The organism is Kitasatospora sp. NPDC022785 (assembly GCF_055561295.1).
The window spans coordinates 65,549-86,249 of record NZ_JBVHHB010000019.1; the positions used below are offsets into that span (position 1 = coordinate 65,549).

Here is a 20,701-nt window from a genome sequence, read left to right on the forward strand (position 1 = left end):
TCCGTTCGTCAACCGTTCCGACCGTCGGCCGTCGCCTCTGTCGCCCGCTGACTCTGGTCAGCCGTTGCCCCTGGCAGCCGCTGCCTCCGTCGGCGTCAACCTCCGGCTCCGCCGGGCGGTCAACGCTTGACGGCGACTCCCGCGTAGGCGGGGGCCGCCTGCTGCCAGCCCTGCGGCAGGTCCGTCTCCGGCCGCCACAGCGGCAGCTGCACCAGCCCGGGGTCGGCCAGTTCGAAGTCGCCGAAGAACTCCTGCACCTCGGGACGGGTCCGCAGGACCAACGGGGAACTCGCGCGGCTGTAGACCCGCGTCGTCTCGGCGACCGCCTCCGCCGACATGAAGTCCTGCGTCCCGTGCGAGAGGATCAGCAGGCTGCCCGGCGCCAGCGCGTCCCGCAGCCGGGCCACCGTATCGGCGGCGCCCTCCTCGTCCCGGACGAAGTGCAGCACCGCCACCAGCATCAGGGCCACCGGCCGGGAGAGGTCGAGCGCCTCCTTCAGGCCCGGGTCGCCGAGGATCGCCTGCGGGTCCCGCAGATCGGCGTGGAGGACGGTGGTGCGACCGGCCGGGTGGTGGGCCAGGAGCGCACGCGAGTGGGTGAGGACGATCGGGTCGTTGTCGACGTAGACGACCCGGGCGTCCGGAGCCACCCGGTGGGCGACCTCGCCGGTACTGCCCACCGCCGGGATCCCGGTGCCGATGTCCAGGAACTGGCGGACCCCCTGGCCGACCGCGAACTCCACCGCGCGCCCGAGGAAGTCACGGTTGATCCGCGCCCCGAGCCGGGCGTCGGGCATGGCCGCGATGACCTTCTCGGCGGCCTCCCGGTCGGCCGGGAAGTTGTCCTTCCCACCGAGGTAGTAGTCGTACATCCGCGCCGGGTGCGGGATCCCGGTGTTCAGCTCCGCCGGCGGCTGCCACTCCCCCGTCACCGCCTGCCCCGGCCCGCCGAGCACCGCATCGTCCCACATGAGTTCTCCCCGCGATCCGTGACGTCAGGTCATCTCATCCTAACCAGGGCCTCCTTCGGCCCGCCGGGCCCCCGGGGACGCCGGCATCGACCCCGGCCCGGCGAGCCGGCGGACGATCTCGTCGAAGTCGAAGGAGATTGCGCCGACTTCGACCGGCTCCAAACCGGGTCGGGCATCGAGCCGGCGCTTCGCCGAGGCTCAACTGCCGCGGGGCGTGCGGGTGGTGAGCGAGGGCCCTGATGACGGTCCGGTCGGGCAGGGGCGGTGGGAGAACCTGCAGCCCCTGGAGCAGACCTGACACCGTGTGAGCATAGGATCCGATGATCCGCAGACCATCGACCCCACGGAGGCACCCCCATGTCCGACCAGCGCGTCGTCGTCATCACCGGTGGCGGTACCGGCATCGGTGCCGCCACCGCCCGGCTGCTGCGCGCCGAGGGGCACCAGGTGGTGATCTCCGGGCGGCGCCCCGAACCGCTGGAGCGCGTCGCCCGCGAGACCGGCGCGATCGCCCACGTCTCCGACACCACCGACCCCGAGGACGTCGAGGCCCTCGTCGAGACTGCCGTCTCCACCTTCGGCCGGCTCGACGGGCTCGTGCTCAACGCCGGGGTCGGCCGGGGCGGCTCGGTCGGGGACGTCGCCCTGGAGGACTGGGAGCTGGTGATGCGCACCAACGTCACCGGCCCGTTCCTCCTCCTGCGCGCCGCGCTGCCGCACCTGCTGCGGTCCCGCGGAGCCGTCGTGGCGGTCGCCTCCGTCTCGGCTCTGCGCAACGGGGCCGCCAACGCCGCCTACGCCACCTCGAAGGCCGCGCTGCTCCAGCTCTGCCGCTCGCTCGCCGTCGACTACGGCCACCTCGGGCTCCGGGCCAACACCGTCTGCCCGAGCTGGGTGCGCACGGAGATGGCGGACCGCCCGATGACCCGCTTCGCGGAGCGGGAGGGGCTGGCCGGGGGCGTGGACGAGGCCTACCGCGAGGTCACCCGGCTCACCCCGGCGGGCCGCCCCGGCGAGCCCGGGGAGGTGGCCGCGGCCATCGGCTGGCTGCTGTCGCCGGCGGCCGGCTACGTGACCGGCGCGGTGCTCACGGTCGACGGCGGGGTCACCGCCCTCGACCCGGGCACCGCGGCCTTCGACTTCCGGATCGAGCCGCGCCGCCCGCACTGACCGGGGGCCGCCGCGGGATCGGCGGCGGGCGGCCCGCTCGGCGCCGGTCGGGGCCCGGGCGGCCGGTCAGCGCGGGCGGCGCGGTCAGCCCGGGCGGCGCGGTCAGCCCGGGCGGCGCGGTCAGCCCGGGCGGCGCGGCAGCGTTACCGGCGGTGTGCGGCCACCACCCGATCAAGCGAGTGGACCAGCGCCGACCGGGTGGCTCCGAGCGGGAAAGGTGCGCGTACGCAGGGCCCGCTCGTTCTGCCCTACATGCCCCCACACGTCGATACACCGAGCCACCGGTGCGCCTGATCGGCAGGGCCGCCTCGGCGGCCCTGTCCCTGACGATCCTGATCCTCCCCGCGGTCGCCGCCGGGAGCGGCCGCGCGGGCGGCACCCGGCCCGCACCGCCCCGGCCGGCGGAGAGCGGCCCCAGCGGCTGGGAGGTCGCGGCGAGCGCGGCCAACGTCCGCCGCGACCACTCGGTCAACGACAGCGTCGTCGGCCTCGCCCGGTGCGGCGACCCGGTCGAGGTCGTGGACACCTGGACCTCGCCGCTCGGCACCCGCTGGGGCAAGGTCGCGGTCACCCGCTCCGGCCTGACCGGGTGGATCCTCTGGTCCCTACTCACCCGCCACCTTCCGCCGGACCCGACGGAGGAGCGCTGCCCACCGGAGGAGTGCCGCCGCGCGGCTCCCCCGTGCGCCGGGGGCACCGCCGAGATCGGGCCCGCCCGGCACTGAGCCGTCGGGTGCGCAGCCGCGCGGCGTCCGGGGCGAGCCGGCGGTTCACCAGCAGCCGCCGTTAGACGACGCTGGACAGGTTCGGCCGCCTCATGTCCTCTCGCTCCCGTCCTTCCCCTCGTTCCCGTCGTTCTGTGCCGTGGGGCGCCATTTGGTGTGGCGCAGCACGATCTGCTCAGGGCAGACGGCGCTGAGGAAGCGGCCGACGCTGGTCGCCAGGCGCTCCTCGGCCAGTGAGTAGAGGATGCGGTTGCCGTCCCGGCGCTCGGTGACCAGGCCGGCCCCCTTGAGCACGCCGAGGTGGCGGGAGATGGAGGGCGCGCTGATCGAGAACCGGCCTGCGATCTCGCCGGCCGCGAGCTCCCCGCCCCTGAGGTCCTCCAGGATCTGGCGCCTGGTCGGATCGGCGAGTGCGCGGAAGACGCCCGCGTCGTCCTGAGCTTCTGTCACCGACCATATTTAGCATCTTGGCTAAGTATCTAACAAGCACCCCGGTGGATCGGACCGCCCGCCCCGGGGTCAGCCGGGCGGGGCCCAGGACGGGTCACGGCCGGTCAGCGCGAGCAGGCGGTCGAACGGCGGCGCGTCGTCGCGGTGCGGGACGACGGGGCCGAACAGGCCGGGAACGCCGTCGGGGTTGGCCGTGGCCACCGACCGGACCCAGGCGTAGGCCGTCCCGATCGCCGGGGCCAGCCTGGGCCGGTCGGCGGGGAAGGGCCGGCCGGTGGCGGCGGCGAGGTCCCAGCCGTGGACGAGGACCTCGTCGAACACGGCTGCCCCCGCCGTGGCCGCCGGCATCTCGGCGCCGCCGACGGTCGCCGTGCCGGCCCAGGCCTCGGCCGGCTGCCAGGCATCGGCGAGCTCGGTGAGCCGGGCGGGGATGGTCCTGCGCCAGTCGGGGCCGAGCCGGGAGGCGTCGGGCACCGGGGGGCGGCCGGCGTCGGGCCGCACGGTCCTCGTGGCGGCGTCACGGAAGGCGGCGCTGAGGCCCGCGATGTGGTCGAGCAGCTCGCCGACGGTCAGCGGACCGCACGGGGTCGGGGCGTGCAGTTGCTCGTCGCGCACGCCCCGGACGAGGCCGGCCAGCGCGTCGGCCGCCGGTCGCAGGTCGCGGCCCGGGTCCGTGGCGGCAGCGTCGGTGGAGTCGGGCGTCATGAGGCCTCCTCGGTGTGGGGGTCGGCGCTCGGACCACGATGCCACCCTGCGCGCCGGGGCGCTCGGTGCCGGGGGACGGCACAGGCCGGCCGGGGGGAGCGTCAGGTGGCGAGGGTGGCCACCGGCTCCAGTCCGTAGGTGCGGGCGTAGCCGTTCTCGGTGCCCACGAGCAGGTCCACGACGTCGAAGTAGCGGTCCCAGAAGGGGGTTTCGCGCAGCGCGTCGATCAGCAGCCGGTAGGCGTCGTGGTCGTCCGCCTCCCAGACCCAGATGTCGGTGACCCGCGCCGAGTAGAACTCCGTGTCGTAGAAGCGGGAGCGGACGCCGCGGGTGCGGGCCTCGATCACCGGGACGACCTGGGTGGTGAAGGCCTGGACGCGTTCGGCCACGGTCATCGCCAGCCACTCGGGCGTGGTCTTGACCAGCATGAACGCGGTGACCGGCGGCTCGGTTCGGTCAGTGGGCATCGGCTGCCTCCGGTTCGGCGAGGACGGCGGGCTTGAGGGTCTGCGCGCACCACTGCGCGAATCCGGTGGCCGGGCCCGCCTGCGGCGAGCGGTCGACGCCCGAGTCGAGGCCCTCGTCCTTGGCGCGCTTCATGTCGACCATGCCCTCGACGAACGCCTCGTTGAGGCCGTAGCCGAGCATGGTGGACCGCAACTCGTCGAACGGCTGGCGCCGGTAGCGGACCGGACGGCCCAGCTCCTCGGTCATGATGCGGGCCAGGTCGTCGGGCGACAGGTCCTGCGGGCCGAGCACCGGAACACTGCCGACGCCGGTCCAGGAGCGGTCCAGCAGCAGCCCGGCCGCCGTCGCGGCGATGTCGGCGACGGCCACCAGGGGGGCGGGACGGTCCGCGGCGGCGGTGTCGGTGAAGACGCCGTTCTCGCGAATCGAGTCGGCGTCCTCCAGCAGGTTCTCGAAGAAGGACGGGTTCGCCAGGGCGCGGTAGGCGACGCCGGAGCCGGCGATCAGGTCGTCCATGGCCAGGGAGGCGGTGACCAGCCCGGCGCGGGCGGCCTGCGGGGTGCCGCGGCCGAGCGCCGAGACGCCGACGACATGGCCGACGCCGTGGGCGGCGAACGCCCGCGCGGCCGGGCGGGTGAAGCCGCTGTACGCCTCGTCGGGCGTGGTCGAGGCGTCCGGCGGCACCAGCCAGAAGACGGCGTCGGCCCCGGTGAAGGCGCGCTCGACGATCGCGGCGTCGCCGTGCGAGCCGGTGACCACCTCGACCCGTCCGCGCACGGCCTCGGGAAGCCGGGCAGGATCGCGGACCACGACGCGCAACTCCTCTCCGCGTGCGGGCGCGGCCTCGACCAGCAGCGACAGCAGCCGCCGGCCGACGTTCCCGGTGGGGGCGGTAATGACGATCATGAAAACCTCTCGGTCTGTTTCGGATCGGTACGGCCCCCTCATCGTGGCGACCCGAACCGGATTGCCACAATGGGAACTTCAGCATCCAATCATTGCCTGAAACGGAATAATGCCGGTGAGCAGCCCAGTCCCGAACCTCGACGCCAACCTCGCCGTCGCCCTCGACGCCCTGCTGACCGAGCAGAGCGTGACCCGTGCCGCCGCGCGGCTGCACACCTCCCCCGCTGCGATGAGCCGCACCCTGGCCCGGCTGCGCCGGGTGCTCCAGGACCCTCTGCTGGTGCGGGCAGGACAGGCGATGGTGCCCACTCCCCGCGCCGAGGCGCTGCGGGACGAGGCCGCCGCCGTGGTGCGGCGGCTGGAGGCACTGCTCACCCCGAGCGGCGGGATCGACCCCGCCGCCCTGCGGCGCACCTTCACCGTCCAGGCCTCGGACCTGGTCGGCGCGGCGCTGGCGCCGGGTCTGCTCGGGCTGGCCCGGCGCCGGGCACCGGGCGTCTCGCTGCGGGTGCTGGCCGAGGAGTGGGAGGCGGGCCCCGCGCTGCGCGAGGGCCGGATCGATCTGGAGATCGGGGCCATCGACCACGTCGACCCGGAGACCCGGGTCGACGAGCTGACCACGCTGCGGATGGCGGCCGGTGTCAGGGCCGGGCACCCGCTCGCCGAAGGAACCCTGACGCCCGCCAGGCTGGCCGCCGCCGAACACGTGGCGGTCAGCCGGCGGGGACGCTTCACCGGCCCGCTGGACGCGGCCCTGGCCGAGCAGGGGCTCAGCCGGCGGGTCAGCGCCGTCCTGCCCGGACATCTGGCGGCGATGGCGCTGGCCGCGGGCGGCGACGCGGTCTGCCTGGTGCCGACCGCGCTGCCGGGTGAGCCCCCGTCACCACTCAGCGACGCGGCGCACGCGCTGGGACTGCGACTGCTGGAAATCCCGCTGCCGCTGCCGCCACTGACGATCGGCATGGCCTGGCACCCGCGCCACACCGCCGACGGGGGCCACCAGTGGCTGCGCGACGCCGTGCGCCGGGCACTCCGTCCGGCCCGGGAGGAATAGCCGACGGTGCCGCTCCGCGCCTCCCCGGGCGCCCGGACACAGGCCCGGACCCGACCGCGGCCGGAGGCCCGGGGCGGTCGGAGCCGGGCAGGCCCGAAGGGGCGCCGCGCGACCGCCGCGGTGCCTGGTAGGTTCGCGAACGGCGGCCCGCAGTCGGGCCGCCGCCGGCGGGGCAGGTGCCGCACTCGGCCGGCGAGGAGGACGCCCACGGGAGACCGCATGACCCCCCGCCAGCAACCGGCCGACGTCACGAGCCCGGTCGACTTCACCGACCAGGCCGCGCACCTCCCGGGGCGCTCGCTCGACGTGCGCTGGATCCACGGCTCCGAGTCGGCGAAGCACAACACCGACCCCGAGCTCCAGGTCCACCACTACGACGAGCACACCGTCATCCTGCGGCAGAACAAGGCAATCAACTACGAAGCGCCTTTCCTGTTCCTGCTGTTCGGCAACGAGCGCGCCGTCCTGATCGACACCGGGGCCACCGCGTCGCCCGCGTACTTCCCGCTGCGCCGCGTCGTCGACGAGCTGGTCGCGGACTGGCTCGCCCGCCACCCGCGCACCGCCTACCGGCTGCTCGTCCTGCACACCCACGGCCACGGCGACCACATCGCGGGGGACGCCCAGTTCGCCGGCCGCGCTGACACCGAGGTGGTGGACGCCGGGCTCGGCACCGTCCGGGCGTTCCTCGGCCTGGGCGACGACCCCGACGAGCCGGCCCGGCTGGACCTCGGCGGCCGGGTGCTCACCTGTCTGACGAGCCCCGGCCACCACGAGGCCGCGATCACCTACTACGACCCGTTCACCGGGTTCCTGCTCACCGGCGACACCGTCTACCCGGGCCGCCTGTACGTCGCCGACTGGGACGCCTACGTGGCGACGATCGACCGGCTGATCGCCTTCGCGGCCGACCACCCGGTCAGCCACGTGCTCGGCTGCCACGTCGAGATGACCGACCAGCCGGGTGTCGACTACCCGATCCGCTACACGTACCAGCCCGACGAGCCTCCCCTGCAGATGACGGTCGGCCAGCTGCACGACGTCCGCCGCGCGCTCGACGAGGTGGCCGGCCGGCCCGGGCGGCACGTCTTCGACGACTTCCTGATCGTCCACCACACCGATTGACGTGGACGGGTGACGCCGGGACCGGCCGCGCTCACGCTCCCGAGGGGCTGGTCCAGTCGGCCGGCACATGGCCGAGGCGCACCCGCTGCGGGTGGTCGCCGACCGGCACGGAGACGGTCTTGCGCCCGGTCGCGAAGTCGATCGCGGTGACCTGGTCGGCGCCGCTCTCGGAGATCACACAGGCCGTGCCGTCGCCGTTCACCGTGGCCCAGTACGGCTTCGAGGCGGGCACCAGCGGCCCTTCCTGGAGCGTGGCCCGGTCGACCACGGTCGCGTAGTCGTCCATGGTGCCCGCGACGCACAGCTTGTCACCGGCCGGGCTCATCGACAGGCCGTGGTGGCGCGAGTCGTTGACCCAGGTGGTGCGGTCCTCGCTGGTCGCCGGGTTCTTCGGCAGGGTCTTGACCCGGGTGATCCGGTCGGCGGCGACGTCGTACTCGACCAGGCCGTTGAAGAAGGACACCTGGAAGTAGAGCGTCGACCCGTCGGGGGTGAACGCGGCCGGGCGGATCGCGTCGGAGAGGTCCGAGCGGCCGGCTGCGTCCAGCCGCTCCCGCATGTCGATGATCCTGACCGGCGCGTACGTGGCGGCGTCGACCACGGTGATCCGGCGGTCGCCCTTCGTCCAGTCCAGCCACGGCGCGTCGAGGGCGGTGTTGACCTCGCCGATCGACATGTTCCAGATCTGCCGCCCGCCGTCGGTGAAGAGGTTCTCGTGGGGCTTGTCGCCTGTCTGGAAGGAGCCGAGCTGCGCGCCGGTGCGGACGTCGAGCACGTGGACCGTGTTGGAGGTGGAGGCGGAGACCGCCACGCGGGTGCCGTCCGGGGAGAGCGCCATGTGGTCGGAGCGGTAACCCGACACGGGGAAGCGCCAGTTGATCCGCCCGGTGGCGAGGTCGATGGACACCACGTCGGCGAAGCTCGGGCGGGAGACGACCACGGCGGATCCGTCCGGGGTCGAGTACATGTCGTCGACGAACTGGTCGTGCCCCTCGCCCGGACCCAGCCGGATGCCCAGGAAGTAGGCGAGCTTGACGGGGTTGAGGTAGATCTCGGCGAGCCGCTGGTCCTTGTCGGGGACGACGTTGACGCGGCCGATCCTGGCCAGGTCGCCGGTGGAGCGGATGACGTCCGCGGTGCCGTCCCAGTTGTTGCCGACGAACATCACCTCGCGCAGGGCGGCGCCCGCGGGTTCGGGTGCGGCGCCGGCCGTCGCGGCCGCCGGGGCGATGGCGGCGAGGGGCAGGACGAGGGCGGCCGCGAGGGCGCCCAGGGCCCTGGCGGGCCGGGATCGGCGGGACGGGCCGGAGTCGGACCGGGGCTCTTGCGGGGACATCGCCGCTCCTTCACGGGTGCGCAGAGTCGGAAGCAAGGTCGGAAAGCAGGGGATCGGAAAGCAGGCGCAGGAGAGCAGGCGCAGGGGGAGCAGGCACAGGGGGAGCAGGCGCCGGACAGCAGGGGGCGGACAGCAGGGGGCGGGGGCAGGCGTCGGAGCGCGAGTAGGAGGCGGTGTCGCCGAATCGCGTTACTCGACGGTAAGGACGGCGCCCACGCCCTGCCAAGACGTCGGTCGCCACCAATTGGCCGGAGGAGGCCGGTGCGGCGCGTTGCCGGCGCTGCCGTGCGGTACGGGCGGCGCGGCGCGGTACGTGAGGTGCGGGCGGTGCGGCGCGGTATGTGAGGTGCGGGCGGTGCGGCGCGGTATGTGAGGCGCGCGACCCTCACGCCGCTGCGGGCCGGCACCCCGGAGGCCCGGCTCCGCTCCCGCCGCCACTCCGCGGCTCCCCTGCGCCCCGCAGGCGCCTCGACGACTCAGCCGGTCCGCGGGGCGTGGGCTGCGCCGAACTCGGCGACCGTGTCGAGGAGGGCGCGGAGGCGGGCGGGCTCGGTGGCGGTGGGCCAGACGAGGGCCCACTCGGTGGGTGGGGCGTCGTGGATGGGGATGAAGGCGATGCCGGGTGGGGTGTAGTAGCGGCGGACATGGCCGTTGACCGGGCAGACGATCTGGCCGGTGGCGAGGAGGGAGAGGAGCTCGTGGAAGGTCCGCACGGAGTTGCCGCGCGGTATCGGGCGCCCGCTCGGGGTGTACTTGGGAATCATGGCCTCGATCCAGTACTCCGGGACGCGGGGCCCGCCGTCGAGCACCAGCCGGCCGCCGAGGTCCTCCAGGGAGACGGACTCACGGTCGGCGAGGTCCGAGCCGGCCGCGACGCCGAGGACGCGGCCCTCGGTGAAGACGGTGGGGCCGACACTGAGGTCCGCTTCGTGCACGGGGCGCCAGGCCACCTGCACGTCCAGCTTGCCGGCCCGCAGCAGGCTGAAGGGGTCGCTGAAGTGGTACTCGACGACCTGGACGGTGCACTCGGGGTACCGGGTCTCGAAGGCACTGATGATCGGGCGTATCTCGTTGCCGATGACCCCCATGACCCCGAGCCGGAGCGTGCCCCGCACGCCCAGTGCGGCGTCGCTGGCGCGGGCCAGCCCGGCGTGGATCAGGTCGTAGGCCTGCTGCAGCTCGACCCGCAGGATGCGTCCGACGGGGGTGAGCGTCACCGTGCGGCTGGTGCGGTCGAACAGGGCGGCGCCGATGCGGCGTTCCTGCTTCTTGATGGCCTGGCTGACCCGCGCCTGGGAGATGTGCAACCGCTCGGCGGTACGGCCGAAATGAAGTTCGTCGGCCAGTGTCAGAAAGATCTCGATATCGCGCAGTTCCACGGCTCCCCCGCCCCTCACGTGCGATAACCCCGGAGTTATCGATCGGCGCGCGAAGTCTACGTTGATCGCCGAAGTACTGCGGGTGGAAGGTGGGAGAGTCCACGGAAGCACGTCCGCCGCGATTCTCGGTCGGCGCAACTCGCCTTTCCGGAGACCTCATTGACGTGCCGTTCCCGCCTGTTCCGAGCGGCGTCCGGCCCTCGCCCCGGCCTGCCCGTTCCACGGGCGACCGACCGATCCCCCGAAGGAGAAAACATGTCCGTACGCGTGACGGAACCCGCGAGCGACCCGCCGGACCGCGCGAGGGCGGAGGACGGCCGGCCGTGAACGACAAGCTCGACATGGCCGCGATGCACGCCATGCACGAGATTCTGCGACGGGGCCTGCACGGCATCGCCGAGGCCGTGGCCCTGCCCGAGGACGACCCCCGGGACGGCCTGCGCACAGCGGGCGTCTGGGAACCCTTCAAGGAGGCGCTGCGCGTCCACCACAGCGCCGAGGACGACGCGCTCTGGCCGGTCCTGCGCCGGGCGCTGAACGGCCGGCCGTTCGACCTGGCGCTGCTGGAGGCGCTGGAGGCCGAACACCTCGCGATCGACCGGCTGATCGGGGCGATCGACGAGGCGCTGGCCGATCCGGCCGCCGGTCCGGACCTCCTCGCCGACCTCGCCGGCTCCCTCGTCGCGGGAGTCGGCGGCCACCTCGGCCACGAGGAGCAGGCGGTGCTCCCGCTGGTCCAGGCCCTCGTGACCGAGGAGCAGTGGGCGTACTTCGGCCGGGTCCACGCCCGGCGAGCCGGGCCGGACACCTCCACGGACCTGCCCGTGGCGCAGGCCGATCGACGACACGAACGGGGTTTGCACGATGAATGACCTTTCCCAGCGGGACCACGACCTCGCGGCCATCCGACGGCTGGTCGCCGAGGCCGAGGAATACCAGAGCGACCCGGCCCGCTTCATCCCGCTCCACACGGCGGACGTGAGCGTCGTCAACTTCGGGGGCCGGCGGGTCGCCGGCCGGGAGAGCCTGGCCCGGGCGATGACCGCGGCACTGGCATCGCCGCTCGCGGACGTGTTGACGAGGACCGAGATCGACGACATCCGCTTCATCGGCCCCGACACGGCGATCGTGGCCTGCGTGAAGCACGTCTTCGACCACCGGGAGCCGTCACCCGACGACGGCCCCGGCGTCCGCCTGCCCGCCACCCGCACGGGGCGTCTCACCTACGTCGTCGTCAGGCAACTCGCCGTCGAAGAGGACCGGTTCGACCGAGCAGGGGACGGCTCGGCAGCCGGGAGCAGCTGGCTGATCAGCAGCGCGCAGACCACCCCGGTCATGGCCTGACCCCGACGGCACCCGCCGCCGGCCCTTCCCCCTGCACCCCACGACCCTTGTCCGCTGGCGGGCCGGCGGCTGCTTCCGCCTGCCCGCCACCACCCGAGGAACGCCTCACATGACGACAGTCGAATCCGCCCGGGCGACCACCGCCGGCACCGAACCGGCCCGCGGCCCGGACGCCGTGCCCCTGCGACGATGGCTGGCCCTGGTGGCCGTGGCCGTCGGCACGTTCGCCATGGTGACCGCCGAGCAGCTGCCGATGGGGCTGCTCACACCCATCGGAGGCGCGTTCGACGTCTCCGAAGGGGTCGCCGGCCTCATGGTGACCGTGCCGGGCCTCGTGGCGTCCGCCGCCGCGCCGCTGCTGCCCGTACTGATCGGACGCCGGGACCGCCGGACCGTCCTGATCGCACTGCTGGGCCTGATGGCCGCGGCGAACCTGCTCTCCGTGACGGCACCCGACTTCGTCGTGCTGCTCGGGGCGCGCTTCCTCATCGGCATCAGCATCGGCGGATTCTGGGCGCTCGCCGCGGGCATCGCCGTCCGGATGGTGCCGGACGCCTTCGTCGGCCGGGCGACGGCCATCACCTTCGGCGGCGCCACCGCCGCCAACGTGCTGGGCGTGCCGGCCGGCACCTTGATCGGGGAGTTCAGCGGCTGGCAGACGGCCTTCGCGACCGTCGGCGGGCTCGGCCTGCTCGTCGTCGCCGCCCTCTTCGTCCTGCTGCCGGCGATGCCCGCCACCGAACCGGTGCGGCTGGCCACGCTCGCGGCGCAGTTCCGCAACCCCGCGGTACGAGCCGGCGTGCTGACCACCTTCCTGCTCGTGGGCGGCCACTTCGCGGCCTTCACCTTCGTCAGCCCCATCCTCCAGGACGTCTCCGGCATCAGCCCGGGCATGGTCGGCCCGCTGCTGCTCGCCTTCGGCGTCGCCGGCATCGCCGGCAACTTCCTCGTCGGCGCGGCCGTGGGACGCGACATCCGCAGCATCGTCATGGCCATCGGCCTGGCGCTCGCCGTGATCCTGGCGCTCTTCCCGCTCGTCGGCACGGCGCCGGTCGGTGGCGTCGCACTGCTGATCGGCTGGGGGCTCGCCTTCGGCGGCGTCCCCGTGAGCGTCCAGACCTGGATCCTGCGGTCCGCGCCCCGCGACACCGAGGCGGCCACCGCCCTGAACACCTCGGTGTTCAACCTCGCGATCGCCCTCGGGGCGCTGGGCGGCGGGCTCATCGTCGACGCGGCGACCCTCACCACCGCTCTCTGGACCGGCGCGGGGATCGGCCTGCTGACCACCCTGACGGTCTGGTACGCCCGCCGGACCACGCTCTGACCAACAGCCCGCCACCTCCACCACCCACCCGCAACACCACCTCACCGAGGGAGCACACCACCGTGGAAACGCACGAGTACACGCAGCAGGAGCTGGCCGCGGAACCGGTCGCGTACTGGACCGGCGTCGCCTACGAGGAGATCATCGCGTTCATCCGGCGCCAGCAGGCCGAACTCGGCTTCACCCAGCCGCAGTACTGGATGCTGCGGCACCTGTCGCGCAACGACATCTCCAAGGACGGTCACGGCATGACCGTCCCCGAACTGGTCGACGCCACCGCGTCGTACCTGCGGCCGGAGGACGACCTGAACGCGGAGGCCGCGGTGCTGCTGGAGCGCGGCTGGGTCTCCCGGGACGACGACGCACGGCTGTGGATCACCGAGGCCGGCGACGCGGCCCGGGCCGGCCTCAAGTCGCAGGCGCCCGCCATCCGGGCCCGGATCCACGAGGGCATCGACGATGCGGACTACGCGGCGGCCCTGCGGGTGCTGCGGCGCATGCTGCGCAACGTGGGAAGCCCGCTGGCCTGACCGGACGGCGACGAGTGCGGAGGCGGCCGACGGACGGGGCCGACGCACCGGGGACGGGGCGCGGGGGTGGGTCCGGAGGGGAGGGCCGCCCCCGCGCCCCACCCGTGACCGCGCGCCACCGTCACAGCCACGGGTGGGGCGCGGTCACGGGTGGGGCGGTCACGGGTGGGGCGCGGTCACTCGAAGCCCAGCGGCCCGATGCCGAGGTCCTCGCGCATCAGGCCGCGCATCCGGGCCATGGCGGTGCGGCGCCGGGCGATCAGGGGCGCGTCCTCGACGGAGCCGACCGCCACCCCGCGGGCGTAGGCGTCGCGGATCCGGCGCAGGCTGAGGAAGGCCTCGTTGCCGGCCGTGACGACCGGCGGCGGCCCGACCAGCCAGAGGCGCTCGCTCGCCGTGTACAGGCCGGTGCTCCGGAAGGCCTCCCGCACGGCCGCGTCGCGCGCCGCGTCGGAGCGGTGGTCGCCCAGCGCGACCGCCCGGATCTCCTCACCGGCCGCCTTGAGCGCGGAGACGAACTCCGTGTACACCTCGCGCCGGACGTCCAGCGCGTGCCGGGTCTGCTCGCGCCGCCAGCGGTTGCGGTCGGCGATCAGGGTGGCGGTGATGCCGATACCGGCACCGGCGAGTGTGGAGAGCAGGGGCATCCAGTCCATGGGCCGCAGCCTGGCCAAGTCACCGCCTTCGCGCCAGTGGCTTTTCGGCTCTCCTCCCGCCCGGGCCGCGGTCGGCCGCTCAGGCCGCAGGCCCGAGCCTGCCCGTGCGGATGACCTCGGCGTACCAGCGGGCGCTGTCCTTGGGGGTGCGGCGTTGGGAGGCGAAGTCGACGTGGACGACGCCGAACCGCTTGCCGTAGCCGTACGCCCACTCGAAGTTGTCGAGGAGGGACCAGAGGAAGTACCCCCGCACGGGTGCGCCGGCGGCGATCGCCCGGTGGACGGCGGTGAGGTGGGCGTGCAGGTAGGCGATCCGCTCGGGGTCGTGGACGGCGCCGGCCGGGTCGCTGTAGTCGTCGTAGGCGGCGCCGTTCTCGGTGACCAGCAGCGGCAGGCCGGGCAGCTCGTCGCGGAGGCGGGTGAGCAGCTCGTACAGGCCGTCGGCGTCCACCGGCCAGCCCATGGCGGTGCGTTCGCCCTCGGCGGGCAGGAAGCGGATGCCCCGGTCGGCGGGCCACGGGGACCGCTCACCGCCGTGGCCGTCCTGGCGGGGGGCCGGATCGGCCGGGTCGTCGGCGGCGACCACGGTCGGGGTGTAGTAGTTGAGGCCGAGCGCGTCGATCGGGCGGGAGATCTCGGCGAGGTCGCCGTCCCGGACGAAGGACCAGTCGGTGACCTGCGCGGTGTCGGCGAGCACATCGGCCGGGTAGCGACCGTGGAAGACCGGGTCGAGGAAGATCCGGTTGGCCAGGCCGTCGATCCGCCGGGCCGCCTCCCGGTCCGCCGGGCCCTCGGTGAGCGGGCGGACGGCGGCCAGGTTGAGGGTGAGCGAAACCTGTGCGGTGGCGGGGAGTTCGGCGCGCAGCGCGCCGACGGCGAGGCCGTGGGCGAGCAGCAGGTGGTGGTGGGCGGCGAGGGCGGCGGCCGGGTCCGTACGGCCGGGGGCGTGGACGCCGCTGCCGTAGCCGAGGAAGGCGCTGCACCAGGGCTCGTTGAGCGTCGTCCAGGTGCCGATCCGGTCGCCCAGCCGGGCGGCGGCCAGCGCCGCGTACTCGGCGAAGCGGTGGGCGGTGGCCCGGTCCGTCCAGCCGCCGCCCGCGGCGGAGACGCCGTTGCCCGGGGTCTCCAACTCCTGTGGCAGGTCCCAGTGGTAGAGCGTGACCACCGGGGCGATGCCGCGCGCGAGCAGTTCGTCCACGAGCCGGTCGTAGAAGTCCAGCCCGGCCTTGTTGGCCGGCCCGCTGCCGCCGGGCTGGACACGCGGCCAGGCGAGCGAGAACCGGTAGGCGGGCAGGCCGAGTTCGGCCATCAGCGCGACGTCCTCGCGGTAGCGGTGATAGTGGTCGGTCGCGACGTCGCCGGTGTCTCCGTTGCGGACTCGTCCCGGTGTCCGGCTGAAGGTGTCCCAGATGGACGGGGTGCGGCCGTCCTCGGCGGCCGCACCCTCGATCTGGTAGGCGGCGGTGGCCGCGCCCCAGACGAAGTCGGAGGGGAACGTGAGGGGCGGGGCGTGGTCGGTCATGTCGCCTTCCGGGGTCGCGGGTTCGGGGGCCGGCCGTCGGTCCGGGGTCGTGGGTCGGGACCGCCGGTCCGGGGTCGCCGGGTCTCAAGAGGGTGTGGATTCTCGGGGTGGTGGGCCCGGGTTCGGGGTGATGGCTTCTCGGGGTGGTGGGTCCGGGTTCGGGGTGATGGCTTCTCGGGGTGGTGGGTCCGGGGCGCGCCTCCGGGGTTCAGCCCTTGACGGCGCCCTGCATGATGCCGCCGACGATCTGGCGGCCGAGCAGGCCGAAGACGAGCAGGACGGGGAGCGTGCCGATCAGGGTGCCGGCCAGGACGATCGACTGGTCGGGTACGTACCCCTGGCCGAGCGACTTCACCGCGACCTGCACGGTGGGGTTCTGGGAGCTGAGGGCGACGATCGGCCAGAAGAAGTCGTTCCAGGTGGCCATGAAGGTCAGCATGCCCAGCACCGCCATCCCCGGCCGGGCCACCGGCAGCACGATCGACCGGAAGATCCGCAGCAGCGAGGCGCCGTCGACGCGCCCGGCCTCGACCAGTTCGTCCGGCAGGGCCTGGATCAGGTACTGGCGCATGAAGAACACACCGAATGCGGAGACCAGCGACGGCAGGATCACCGACGGCAGGGTGTTCTGCAGGTCGAGGCGGACGATCAGCATGAACAGCGGGATCACGCCGAGCTGCGGCGGGATCATCATGGTGGCGACGGTGACGGCCAGCAGCAGCCCACGGCCACGGAAACGCAGTTTGGCGAAGGCGAAGCCGGCCAGGGTGGAGGAGAGCACCACCCCGGCTGTGACGGTGGCCGAGACGATCAGCGAGTTAAGCAGCGCCTCGCCGATCGCGGCCTGCTGCAGGGCCTCACCGATGTTGTGCAGCAGGTTCGGCCCGGGGGTCAGGGCCGGTGCGGCCGAGCTGAGTTCGGCGTTGGAGCGGCTGGCGGCCACCAGCGTCCAGTAGAACGGGAACGCGAACACCAGGGTGGCGGCGATCAGCACCGCGTAGGCGAGCGGCCCGCCGTGCAGCGGCGAGCGGGGGGCCTTCCGGAGGCTGGGGCCCGTTCGGGGGCTCGGGCCCTTCCGGAGGCGGAGGGCCGGCCGGATCCGGGAGGCGGGCCGGGGCCGGGGGGTAGGTCGCACGAGGGTCACGAGGTCACCGGTCCGTACGGTTGCGCCGGGCGGCGATCGCCGCGTTCAACAGGGCCAGGACGACGATCAACAGGAACATCACCCAGGCGACGGCCGCCGCGCGGCCCAGGTGGAAGAAGCTCCAGCCCTGCTCGTACAGGTAGAGGCCGAGGGTCTGGTACTGGTGGGAGATCCCGCCGCCGGCGTTGCCCTCGTAGAGCAGCGGTTCGCCGAACAGCTGGGTGGCGCCGATCGTCGAGACGACCACGGTGAAGACGATCGTCGGGCGCAGGCCGGGGACGGTGACGTGCCGGAACTGCTGCCACCGGGAGGCGCCGTCCACCGCCGCCGACTCGTACAGCTCGCCGGGGATGGCCTGCATGCCGGCAAGGTAGATCAGCGCGTTGTAGCCGGTCCACCGCCAGGTGACGATGGCCGAGACGCCGAACTGCGAGGCCCAGGTGTCGGCCTGCCAGTCCACCGGGGAGAGCCCCAGCTGTCCGAGCACCCAGTTGATCAAGCCGTAGTCGCGCCCGAAGAGCTGGGCGAAGACCAGCGTGGCGGCGGCCACCGAGGTCGCGTACGGCAGCAGCATCGCGACCCGGAAGAAGGTACGGCCACGCAGCCTGTAGTTGAGCAGGTGGGCCAGGCCGAGGGCCATCAGCAGCTGCGGGACGGTGGAGAGCACGCCGATGGTGAAGGTGTTGCGCAGCGCGTTCCAGAAGAACGGGTCGGCCAGCAGGCGGGTGTAGTTCTGCAGGCCCAGCCAGTCCATCCGGTCGGCGCTCTGCAACTCGACCCGGTGGAGCGAGACGTAGGCCGTGTAGAGGAGGGGGAAGAGCCCGAAGGCCGCGAAGAGGACGAAGAAGGGGGCGAGGAAGCCGTAGGGCGCGAGCCGGCCGGCCCGGCGGGTGCGGGCCCTTGCCGGGCCGGCGGCGGGCAGGCGGGCGGAGGAGAGCGTGGCCATCGTGGCGCCTTCGTGATGATCCGTCAGCTGCCGTTGGCCTTGCGGATGTTGTCCATGGCGTGCTTCCAGGCGGTGTCGGGTGCGGTGCCGGTCCGCTCGACCTCGCCGAGGGCGTCGGTGAACGCCTTTCCGATCACGCCGTCGTCCACACCGAGCACCTGGGCGGGCATGCCGGCCGCCGACTCGCTGAAGATCTGGCCGATCGGCGCGTTGCTGAAGTACGGGTCGGCGACGCCCTTGATCGCGGCCTGGGCGCCGGTGGAGGACGGGAAGGAGCCCTGCTTGGTGAACAGGGTGGTCTGCTGCTCCTTGGCGGTCAGCCACTTGATCAGCTCGGCGGCCTCCTTCGGGTGCTTGGCCGTCCTGGGCACCATCAGGTAGGAGCCGCCCCAGTTCCCCGTCCGGCCGGGGCCGGGGGCGACGTCCCAGGTGCCCGAACCGGCCTCCCCCGCCTGGCCCTTGATGTAGCCGAGCATCCAGGCGGGGCAGCTGAGGGTGGCGAACTTGCCGGTGCTGAAGGCCTTGTTCCACTCCGGGGTCCACTGCGGCAGCTTGGCCGAGAGGCCGTCCGCGACCAGCCGGCCCGCGTCGGCCCAGGCGGTCTTCACGGCCTGGCTGGTCTCGAAGACCGGCTTGCCGCTCTCGTCGGCGTAGCGGACCTTCTGCTGGCCGACCTCGGCGGTGAACATGCCGGCCGCGCTGTCGGTCCAGACGTTGCCGGGCGCGGCCTTGGCGACGTACTCCCTGCCGAGGTCGAGGTAGCCCTGCCAGGTCGACCAGCGGGCGGCCAGTTCGGTGCGGTCGGTGGGCAGGCCGGCGGCCTTGAACAGGTCGGCGCGGTAGCAGATCGCCTCCGGCCCGATGTCGGTGCCGGCGCCGAGCACCCGGCCGTCGGCGGTCTTCACCGCGGCACCCTTCCACGGCACCAGTTCGTCGTTGACCGCACCGAGGCCGAGGGTTTTCAGGTCGGTGAACTTGTCGGCCTGCTTCTGCAGCACGCTGGCCACCCGGCCGACCTCCAGACCCTGGATGTCGGCGAGGCCGCCGCCTCCCGCGAGCTTGGTTTGCAGGGCCTGCCAGTACTGGCCCTCGTCCTGGGTGTCGGTCTGCTTGACGGTGATGTCGGGGTGCAGCTTCATGTACTCCTCGTAGAGGCCGCTCTCCTTGAAGCCGAAGGTGCCGAAGAGGTCGACGGTGATGGTCACCTTGCCGTCGGCGGCGGTGTCGGGGGAGCCGGCGGAGCTGTTGCACGAGGTGAGCAGGAGGATGGCGGCGAGGGCGGTGCTGCCGAGGGCGGCGGCGGAGCGGCGCATGAGGTCTCCCTGGCGGGGCGGGTGGGCTTCGGGGGCGATGCGGGCGGGCGATGCGGGCGGGCGATGCGGGCGAGCCGACCGAGATCGGCGGCCGAGGCGGTGCTAGCGGTGCTGGCGGTGCGAGAGAGCAGTGCGTGGGCTCGGTGCGAGAGCGCTTGGCGAGTGCGTGGCGTGATGGGTGCGAACGTGGCGCGGTTGGTGAGAGCGCTCTCTGAGAGCGCTCTCAAGCGCTGAGAGGAGAGTGCCGCGCGGGGGCTCACCGGTCAAGGGGTCGAAACCCGAACGTAATCTCGGAGTTACCGCCATTGGGCATTCAGGAAGTGAAGGCGGCAGCGCAGAAGGCAGCACTCGGAAGGCGCTACTCGAGAGTCGGAAGGCGTTACTCGGGAGGAGGTGCCACTCAGGCCGAGGCGCGCCGGACCAGCCGGGTCGGGGTGATCACCGAGGCCGGCCCCCCCGGCCGCCGTCCCGCCGCCGGCCACGGCGCCGGCCCCGCGGACGCGCCGGTGGCCGATCCGGCCTCGGCGAGCCGGCGCAGCAGCAGGCGGGCCATCAGCCGGCCCATCTCCTCGATGTCCTGGCGCACCGTGGTGAGCGGCGGCTCGGTCCAGGCGGCGATCGACTCGACGTCGTCGAAGCCGACCACGGCGACGTCCTCCGGCACCCGGCGCCCCGCGTCGCGCAGCACTCGCAGCGCGCCCGAGGCCATCGCGTCGGAGGCGGCGAACACCGCGTCCAGATCGGGCCGGCGGGCCAGCAGTTCGGCCATCGCGCGGCCGCCGCCGTCGGGGGTGAAGTCCGCCTCGGCGACCAGCGCCGGGTCACCGTCGGGCAGCACGTCCCGGTAGCCGTCCAGGCGGTCCATGGCGGAGGTCTGGTCGAGCGGGCCGGTGATGGTGGCGATGGCACCGCGCCCGAGCGCACGCAGGTGGCCGACGGCCAGCCGGGCGCCGCCGCGGTTGTCGCTGTCCACGTAGACCAGCTCGCGGTCGGACTCGGCGCCCGGCCAGCCCGGGCGGCCGCCCACCACGAAGGGCAGCCCGACCTTGCGCGCCATCTCGGGCAGCGGGTCGGGCTGGTGCAGCGAGAACAGCAGGGCGCCGTCCACGTGGCCGCCGGCCAGGTAGCGGCCCACCCGCTCGTAGTCGTGCTGGTCCTCGACCATCATCAGCACCATCTGGTTGTCGGCCGCGGAGAGTTCACGGCCGATTCCGCGCAGCTGCTGGGCGAAGAACGGGTCGGAGAAGAGCCGGCTGCCGGGCTCGGCCACCACCACGGCCACCGCGTGGTTGCGCCGGGTCACCAGCGTGCGGGCGGCCAGGTTGGGGAGGTAGCCGAGCTCCTCGACGGCTCGCTGGACCTTCTCCCGCAGCGCCTCTCGGACCCCCGCTCCCCCGTTCACCACCCGCGACGCCGTGGCCCGGGAGACCCCGGCCCGCTCGGCGACCGACTCCAGTGTCGGACGCGGCGCGGCCGCGTCGGCGTCGGCCGTGGGACGCGGCGTCTGCTCCGGCACCGTGGGCTCCTCTCGCACGCGGACGCTTCGTCCCAGAGCCTAGCGGGTCGCGGACGCACGGTTGAGAGCGCTCCCATGGGGCCCTCCCGCGGGCGCTCGCATGGGCGCTGCCCTGCC

Annotated in this window: 21 protein-coding genes; 8 read left to right on the forward strand and 13 right to left on the reverse strand. The window is 73.5% G+C overall.

Annotated elements, in window-relative coordinates; genetic code table 11:
* Positions 1 to 119: 119 nt before the first annotated feature.
* A complete protein-coding gene (locus tag ACZ3YO_RS26370; RefSeq protein ID WP_465573735.1) occupies positions 120 to 971 on the reverse strand; it encodes an SAM-dependent methyltransferase in 852 nt (283 codons plus the stop codon).
* A 357-nt stretch (positions 972 to 1,328) separates the two neighbouring features.
* Between ACZ3YO_RS26370 and ACZ3YO_RS26375 the strand changes: the two genes are divergently transcribed.
* A complete protein-coding gene (locus ACZ3YO_RS26375) occupies positions 1,329 to 2,141 on the forward strand; it encodes an SDR family NAD(P)-dependent oxidoreductase (protein WP_465573738.1) in 813 nt (270 codons plus the stop codon).
* Positions 2,142 to 2,425: 284 nt separating this feature from the next.
* Complete coding sequence (locus ACZ3YO_RS26380; protein WP_465573741.1) at positions 2,426 to 2,866, forward strand: SH3 domain-containing protein; 441 nt, start codon at positions 2,426 to 2,428, stop codon at positions 2,864 to 2,866.
* A 90-nt stretch (positions 2,867 to 2,956) separates the two neighbouring features.
* Here ACZ3YO_RS26380 and ACZ3YO_RS26385 read toward each other — a convergent pair whose 3' ends face one another.
* From ACZ3YO_RS26385 to ACZ3YO_RS26400, 4 genes are all read right to left on the reverse strand, one after another.
* On the reverse strand, positions 2,957 to 3,316 hold the full coding sequence (locus tag ACZ3YO_RS26385; protein WP_465573743.1) for a metalloregulator ArsR/SmtB family transcription factor: 360 nt from the start codon (positions 3,314 to 3,316) through the stop codon (positions 2,957 to 2,959).
* Positions 3,317 to 3,385: 69 nt separating this feature from the next.
* Positions 3,386 to 4,021, reverse strand: a complete 636-nt coding sequence (locus ACZ3YO_RS26390) for a TIGR03086 family metal-binding protein (protein WP_465573746.1) — start codon at positions 4,019 to 4,021, stop codon at positions 3,386 to 3,388.
* 101 nt (positions 4,022 to 4,122) lie between these two features.
* The gene (locus ACZ3YO_RS26395; RefSeq protein ID WP_465573748.1) at positions 4,123 to 4,488 is read right to left on the reverse strand and encodes a darcynin family protein; all 366 of its coding nucleotides are present in this window, start codon (positions 4,486 to 4,488) and stop codon (positions 4,123 to 4,125) included.
* Positions 4,478 to 5,395, reverse strand: coding sequence for an NAD(P)H-binding protein (locus tag ACZ3YO_RS26400; protein WP_465573750.1), 918 nt, complete (start codon positions 5,393 to 5,395; stop codon positions 4,478 to 4,480). Before ACZ3YO_RS26400 ends, ACZ3YO_RS26395 begins: the two co-directional genes overlap by 11 nt.
* 109 nt (positions 5,396 to 5,504) lie before the next feature.
* Between ACZ3YO_RS26400 and ACZ3YO_RS26405 the strand changes: the two genes are divergently transcribed.
* Positions 5,505 to 6,449, forward strand: a complete 945-nt coding sequence (locus ACZ3YO_RS26405; RefSeq protein WP_465573753.1) for a LysR family transcriptional regulator — start codon at positions 5,505 to 5,507, stop codon at positions 6,447 to 6,449.
* 219 nt (positions 6,450 to 6,668) lie between these two features.
* Positions 6,669 to 7,574, forward strand: coding sequence for an MBL fold metallo-hydrolase (locus tag ACZ3YO_RS26410; protein WP_465573756.1), 906 nt, complete (start codon positions 6,669 to 6,671; stop codon positions 7,572 to 7,574).
* A gap of 31 nt (positions 7,575 to 7,605) precedes the next feature.
* On the opposite strand, the gene ACZ3YO_RS26415 is transcribed toward ACZ3YO_RS26410, so the two are convergent.
* Both ACZ3YO_RS26415 and ACZ3YO_RS26420 read right to left on the reverse strand, forming a co-directional pair.
* Positions 7,606 to 8,910: a YncE family protein gene (locus ACZ3YO_RS26415; protein WP_465573759.1), complete on the reverse strand. Its 1,305-nt coding sequence runs from the start codon at positions 8,908 to 8,910 to the stop codon at positions 7,606 to 7,608.
* A gap of 476 nt (positions 8,911 to 9,386) precedes the next feature.
* The gene (locus tag ACZ3YO_RS26420; RefSeq protein WP_465573761.1) at positions 9,387 to 10,289 is read right to left on the reverse strand and encodes a LysR family transcriptional regulator; all 903 of its coding nucleotides are present in this window, start codon (positions 10,287 to 10,289) and stop codon (positions 9,387 to 9,389) included.
* A gap of 323 nt (positions 10,290 to 10,612) precedes the next feature.
* On the opposite strand from ACZ3YO_RS26420, the gene ACZ3YO_RS26425 reads away from it, so the two are divergent.
* The 4 genes from ACZ3YO_RS26425 to ACZ3YO_RS26440 all read left to right on the forward strand — a co-directional run bounded on the left by ACZ3YO_RS26425 (position 10,613) and on the right by ACZ3YO_RS26440 (position 13,487).
* The gene (locus tag ACZ3YO_RS26425) at positions 10,613 to 11,161 is read left to right on the forward strand and encodes a hemerythrin domain-containing protein (RefSeq protein WP_465573764.1); all 549 of its coding nucleotides are present in this window, start codon (positions 10,613 to 10,615) and stop codon (positions 11,159 to 11,161) included.
* Positions 11,154 to 11,633, forward strand: coding sequence for an SgcJ/EcaC family oxidoreductase (locus ACZ3YO_RS26430; protein ID WP_465573767.1), 480 nt, complete (start codon positions 11,154 to 11,156; stop codon positions 11,631 to 11,633). Before ACZ3YO_RS26425 ends, ACZ3YO_RS26430 begins: the two co-directional genes overlap by 8 nt.
* A 109-nt stretch (positions 11,634 to 11,742) precedes the next feature.
* Positions 11,743 to 12,957, forward strand: coding sequence for an MFS transporter (locus tag ACZ3YO_RS26435; RefSeq protein WP_465573770.1), 1,215 nt, complete (start codon positions 11,743 to 11,745; stop codon positions 12,955 to 12,957).
* Between the two features lie 62 nt (positions 12,958 to 13,019).
* Complete coding sequence (locus ACZ3YO_RS26440) at positions 13,020 to 13,487, forward strand: MarR family winged helix-turn-helix transcriptional regulator (RefSeq protein ID WP_465573773.1); 468 nt, start codon at positions 13,020 to 13,022, stop codon at positions 13,485 to 13,487.
* A 176-nt stretch (positions 13,488 to 13,663) separates the two neighbouring features.
* Here ACZ3YO_RS26440 and ACZ3YO_RS26445 read toward each other — a convergent pair whose 3' ends face one another.
* The 6 genes from ACZ3YO_RS26445 to ACZ3YO_RS26470 form a co-directional block, all read right to left on the reverse strand.
* A complete protein-coding gene (locus tag ACZ3YO_RS26445; protein WP_465573776.1) occupies positions 13,664 to 14,143 on the reverse strand; it encodes a hypothetical protein in 480 nt (159 codons plus the stop codon).
* Positions 14,144 to 14,222: 79 nt separating this feature from the next.
* The gene (locus ACZ3YO_RS26450; protein ID WP_465573779.1) at positions 14,223 to 15,665 is read right to left on the reverse strand and encodes a GH1 family beta-glucosidase; all 1,443 of its coding nucleotides are present in this window, start codon (positions 15,663 to 15,665) and stop codon (positions 14,223 to 14,225) included.
* A 208-nt stretch (positions 15,666 to 15,873) separates the two neighbouring features.
* Positions 15,874 to 16,764 (reverse strand): carbohydrate ABC transporter permease, encoded by an 891-nt coding sequence (locus ACZ3YO_RS26455; RefSeq protein ID WP_465573985.1) that lies wholly within the window; start codon positions 16,762 to 16,764, stop codon positions 15,874 to 15,876.
* Between the two features lie 49 nt (positions 16,765 to 16,813).
* On the reverse strand, positions 16,814 to 17,755 hold the full coding sequence (locus ACZ3YO_RS26460) for a carbohydrate ABC transporter permease (protein ID WP_465548476.1): 942 nt from the start codon (positions 17,753 to 17,755) through the stop codon (positions 16,814 to 16,816).
* 23 nt (positions 17,756 to 17,778) lie between these two features.
* Positions 17,779 to 19,068 carry an ABC transporter substrate-binding protein gene (locus tag ACZ3YO_RS26465; RefSeq protein WP_465573781.1) on the reverse strand — a complete coding sequence of 430 codons (1,290 nt, stop codon included), beginning with the start codon at positions 19,066 to 19,068 and terminating at the stop codon, positions 17,779 to 17,781.
* 400 nt (positions 19,069 to 19,468) lie between these two features.
* On the reverse strand, positions 19,469 to 20,584 hold the full coding sequence (locus tag ACZ3YO_RS26470; protein ID WP_465573783.1) for a LacI family DNA-binding transcriptional regulator: 1,116 nt from the start codon (positions 20,582 to 20,584) through the stop codon (positions 19,469 to 19,471).
* Positions 20,585 to 20,701 lie beyond the last annotated feature (117 nt).

Excerpts from the sequence above, each read along its gene's own strand:
- ACZ3YO_RS26370 (WP_465573735.1), bottom strand. The coding sequence starts at position 971 with ATGTGGGACGATGCGGTGCTCGGCGGGCCGGGGCAGGCGGTGACGGGG.
- ACZ3YO_RS26375 (WP_465573738.1), top strand. The coding sequence starts at position 1,329 with ATGTCCGACCAGCGCGTCGTCGTCATCACCGGTGGCGGTACCGGCATC.
- ACZ3YO_RS26390 (WP_465573746.1), bottom strand. The coding sequence starts at position 4,021 with ATGACGCCCGACTCCACCGACGCTGCCGCCACGGACCCGGGCCGCGAC.
- ACZ3YO_RS26395 (WP_465573748.1), bottom strand. The coding sequence starts at position 4,488 with ATGCCCACTGACCGAACCGAGCCGCCGGTCACCGCGTTCATGCTGGTC.
- ACZ3YO_RS26400 (WP_465573750.1), bottom strand. The coding sequence starts at position 5,395 with ATGATCGTCATTACCGCCCCCACCGGGAACGTCGGCCGGCGGCTGCTG.
- ACZ3YO_RS26405 (WP_465573753.1), top strand. The coding sequence starts at position 5,505 with ATGCCGGTGAGCAGCCCAGTCCCGAACCTCGACGCCAACCTCGCCGTC.
- ACZ3YO_RS26410 (WP_465573756.1), top strand. The coding sequence starts at position 6,669 with ATGACCCCCCGCCAGCAACCGGCCGACGTCACGAGCCCGGTCGACTTC.
- ACZ3YO_RS26415 (WP_465573759.1), bottom strand. The coding sequence starts at position 8,910 with ATGTCCCCGCAAGAGCCCCGGTCCGACTCCGGCCCGTCCCGCCGATCC.
- ACZ3YO_RS26430 (WP_465573767.1), top strand. The coding sequence starts at position 11,154 with ATGAATGACCTTTCCCAGCGGGACCACGACCTCGCGGCCATCCGACGG.
- ACZ3YO_RS26435 (WP_465573770.1), top strand. The coding sequence starts at position 11,743 with ATGACGACAGTCGAATCCGCCCGGGCGACCACCGCCGGCACCGAACCG.
- ACZ3YO_RS26445 (WP_465573776.1), bottom strand. The coding sequence starts at position 14,143 with ATGGACTGGATGCCCCTGCTCTCCACACTCGCCGGTGCCGGTATCGGC.
- ACZ3YO_RS26450 (WP_465573779.1), bottom strand. The coding sequence starts at position 15,665 with ATGACCGACCACGCCCCGCCCCTCACGTTCCCCTCCGACTTCGTCTGG.
- ACZ3YO_RS26460 (WP_465548476.1), bottom strand. The coding sequence starts at position 17,755 with ATGGCCACGCTCTCCTCCGCCCGCCTGCCCGCCGCCGGCCCGGCAAGG.
- ACZ3YO_RS26465 (WP_465573781.1), bottom strand. The coding sequence starts at position 19,068 with ATGCGCCGCTCCGCCGCCGCCCTCGGCAGCACCGCCCTCGCCGCCATC.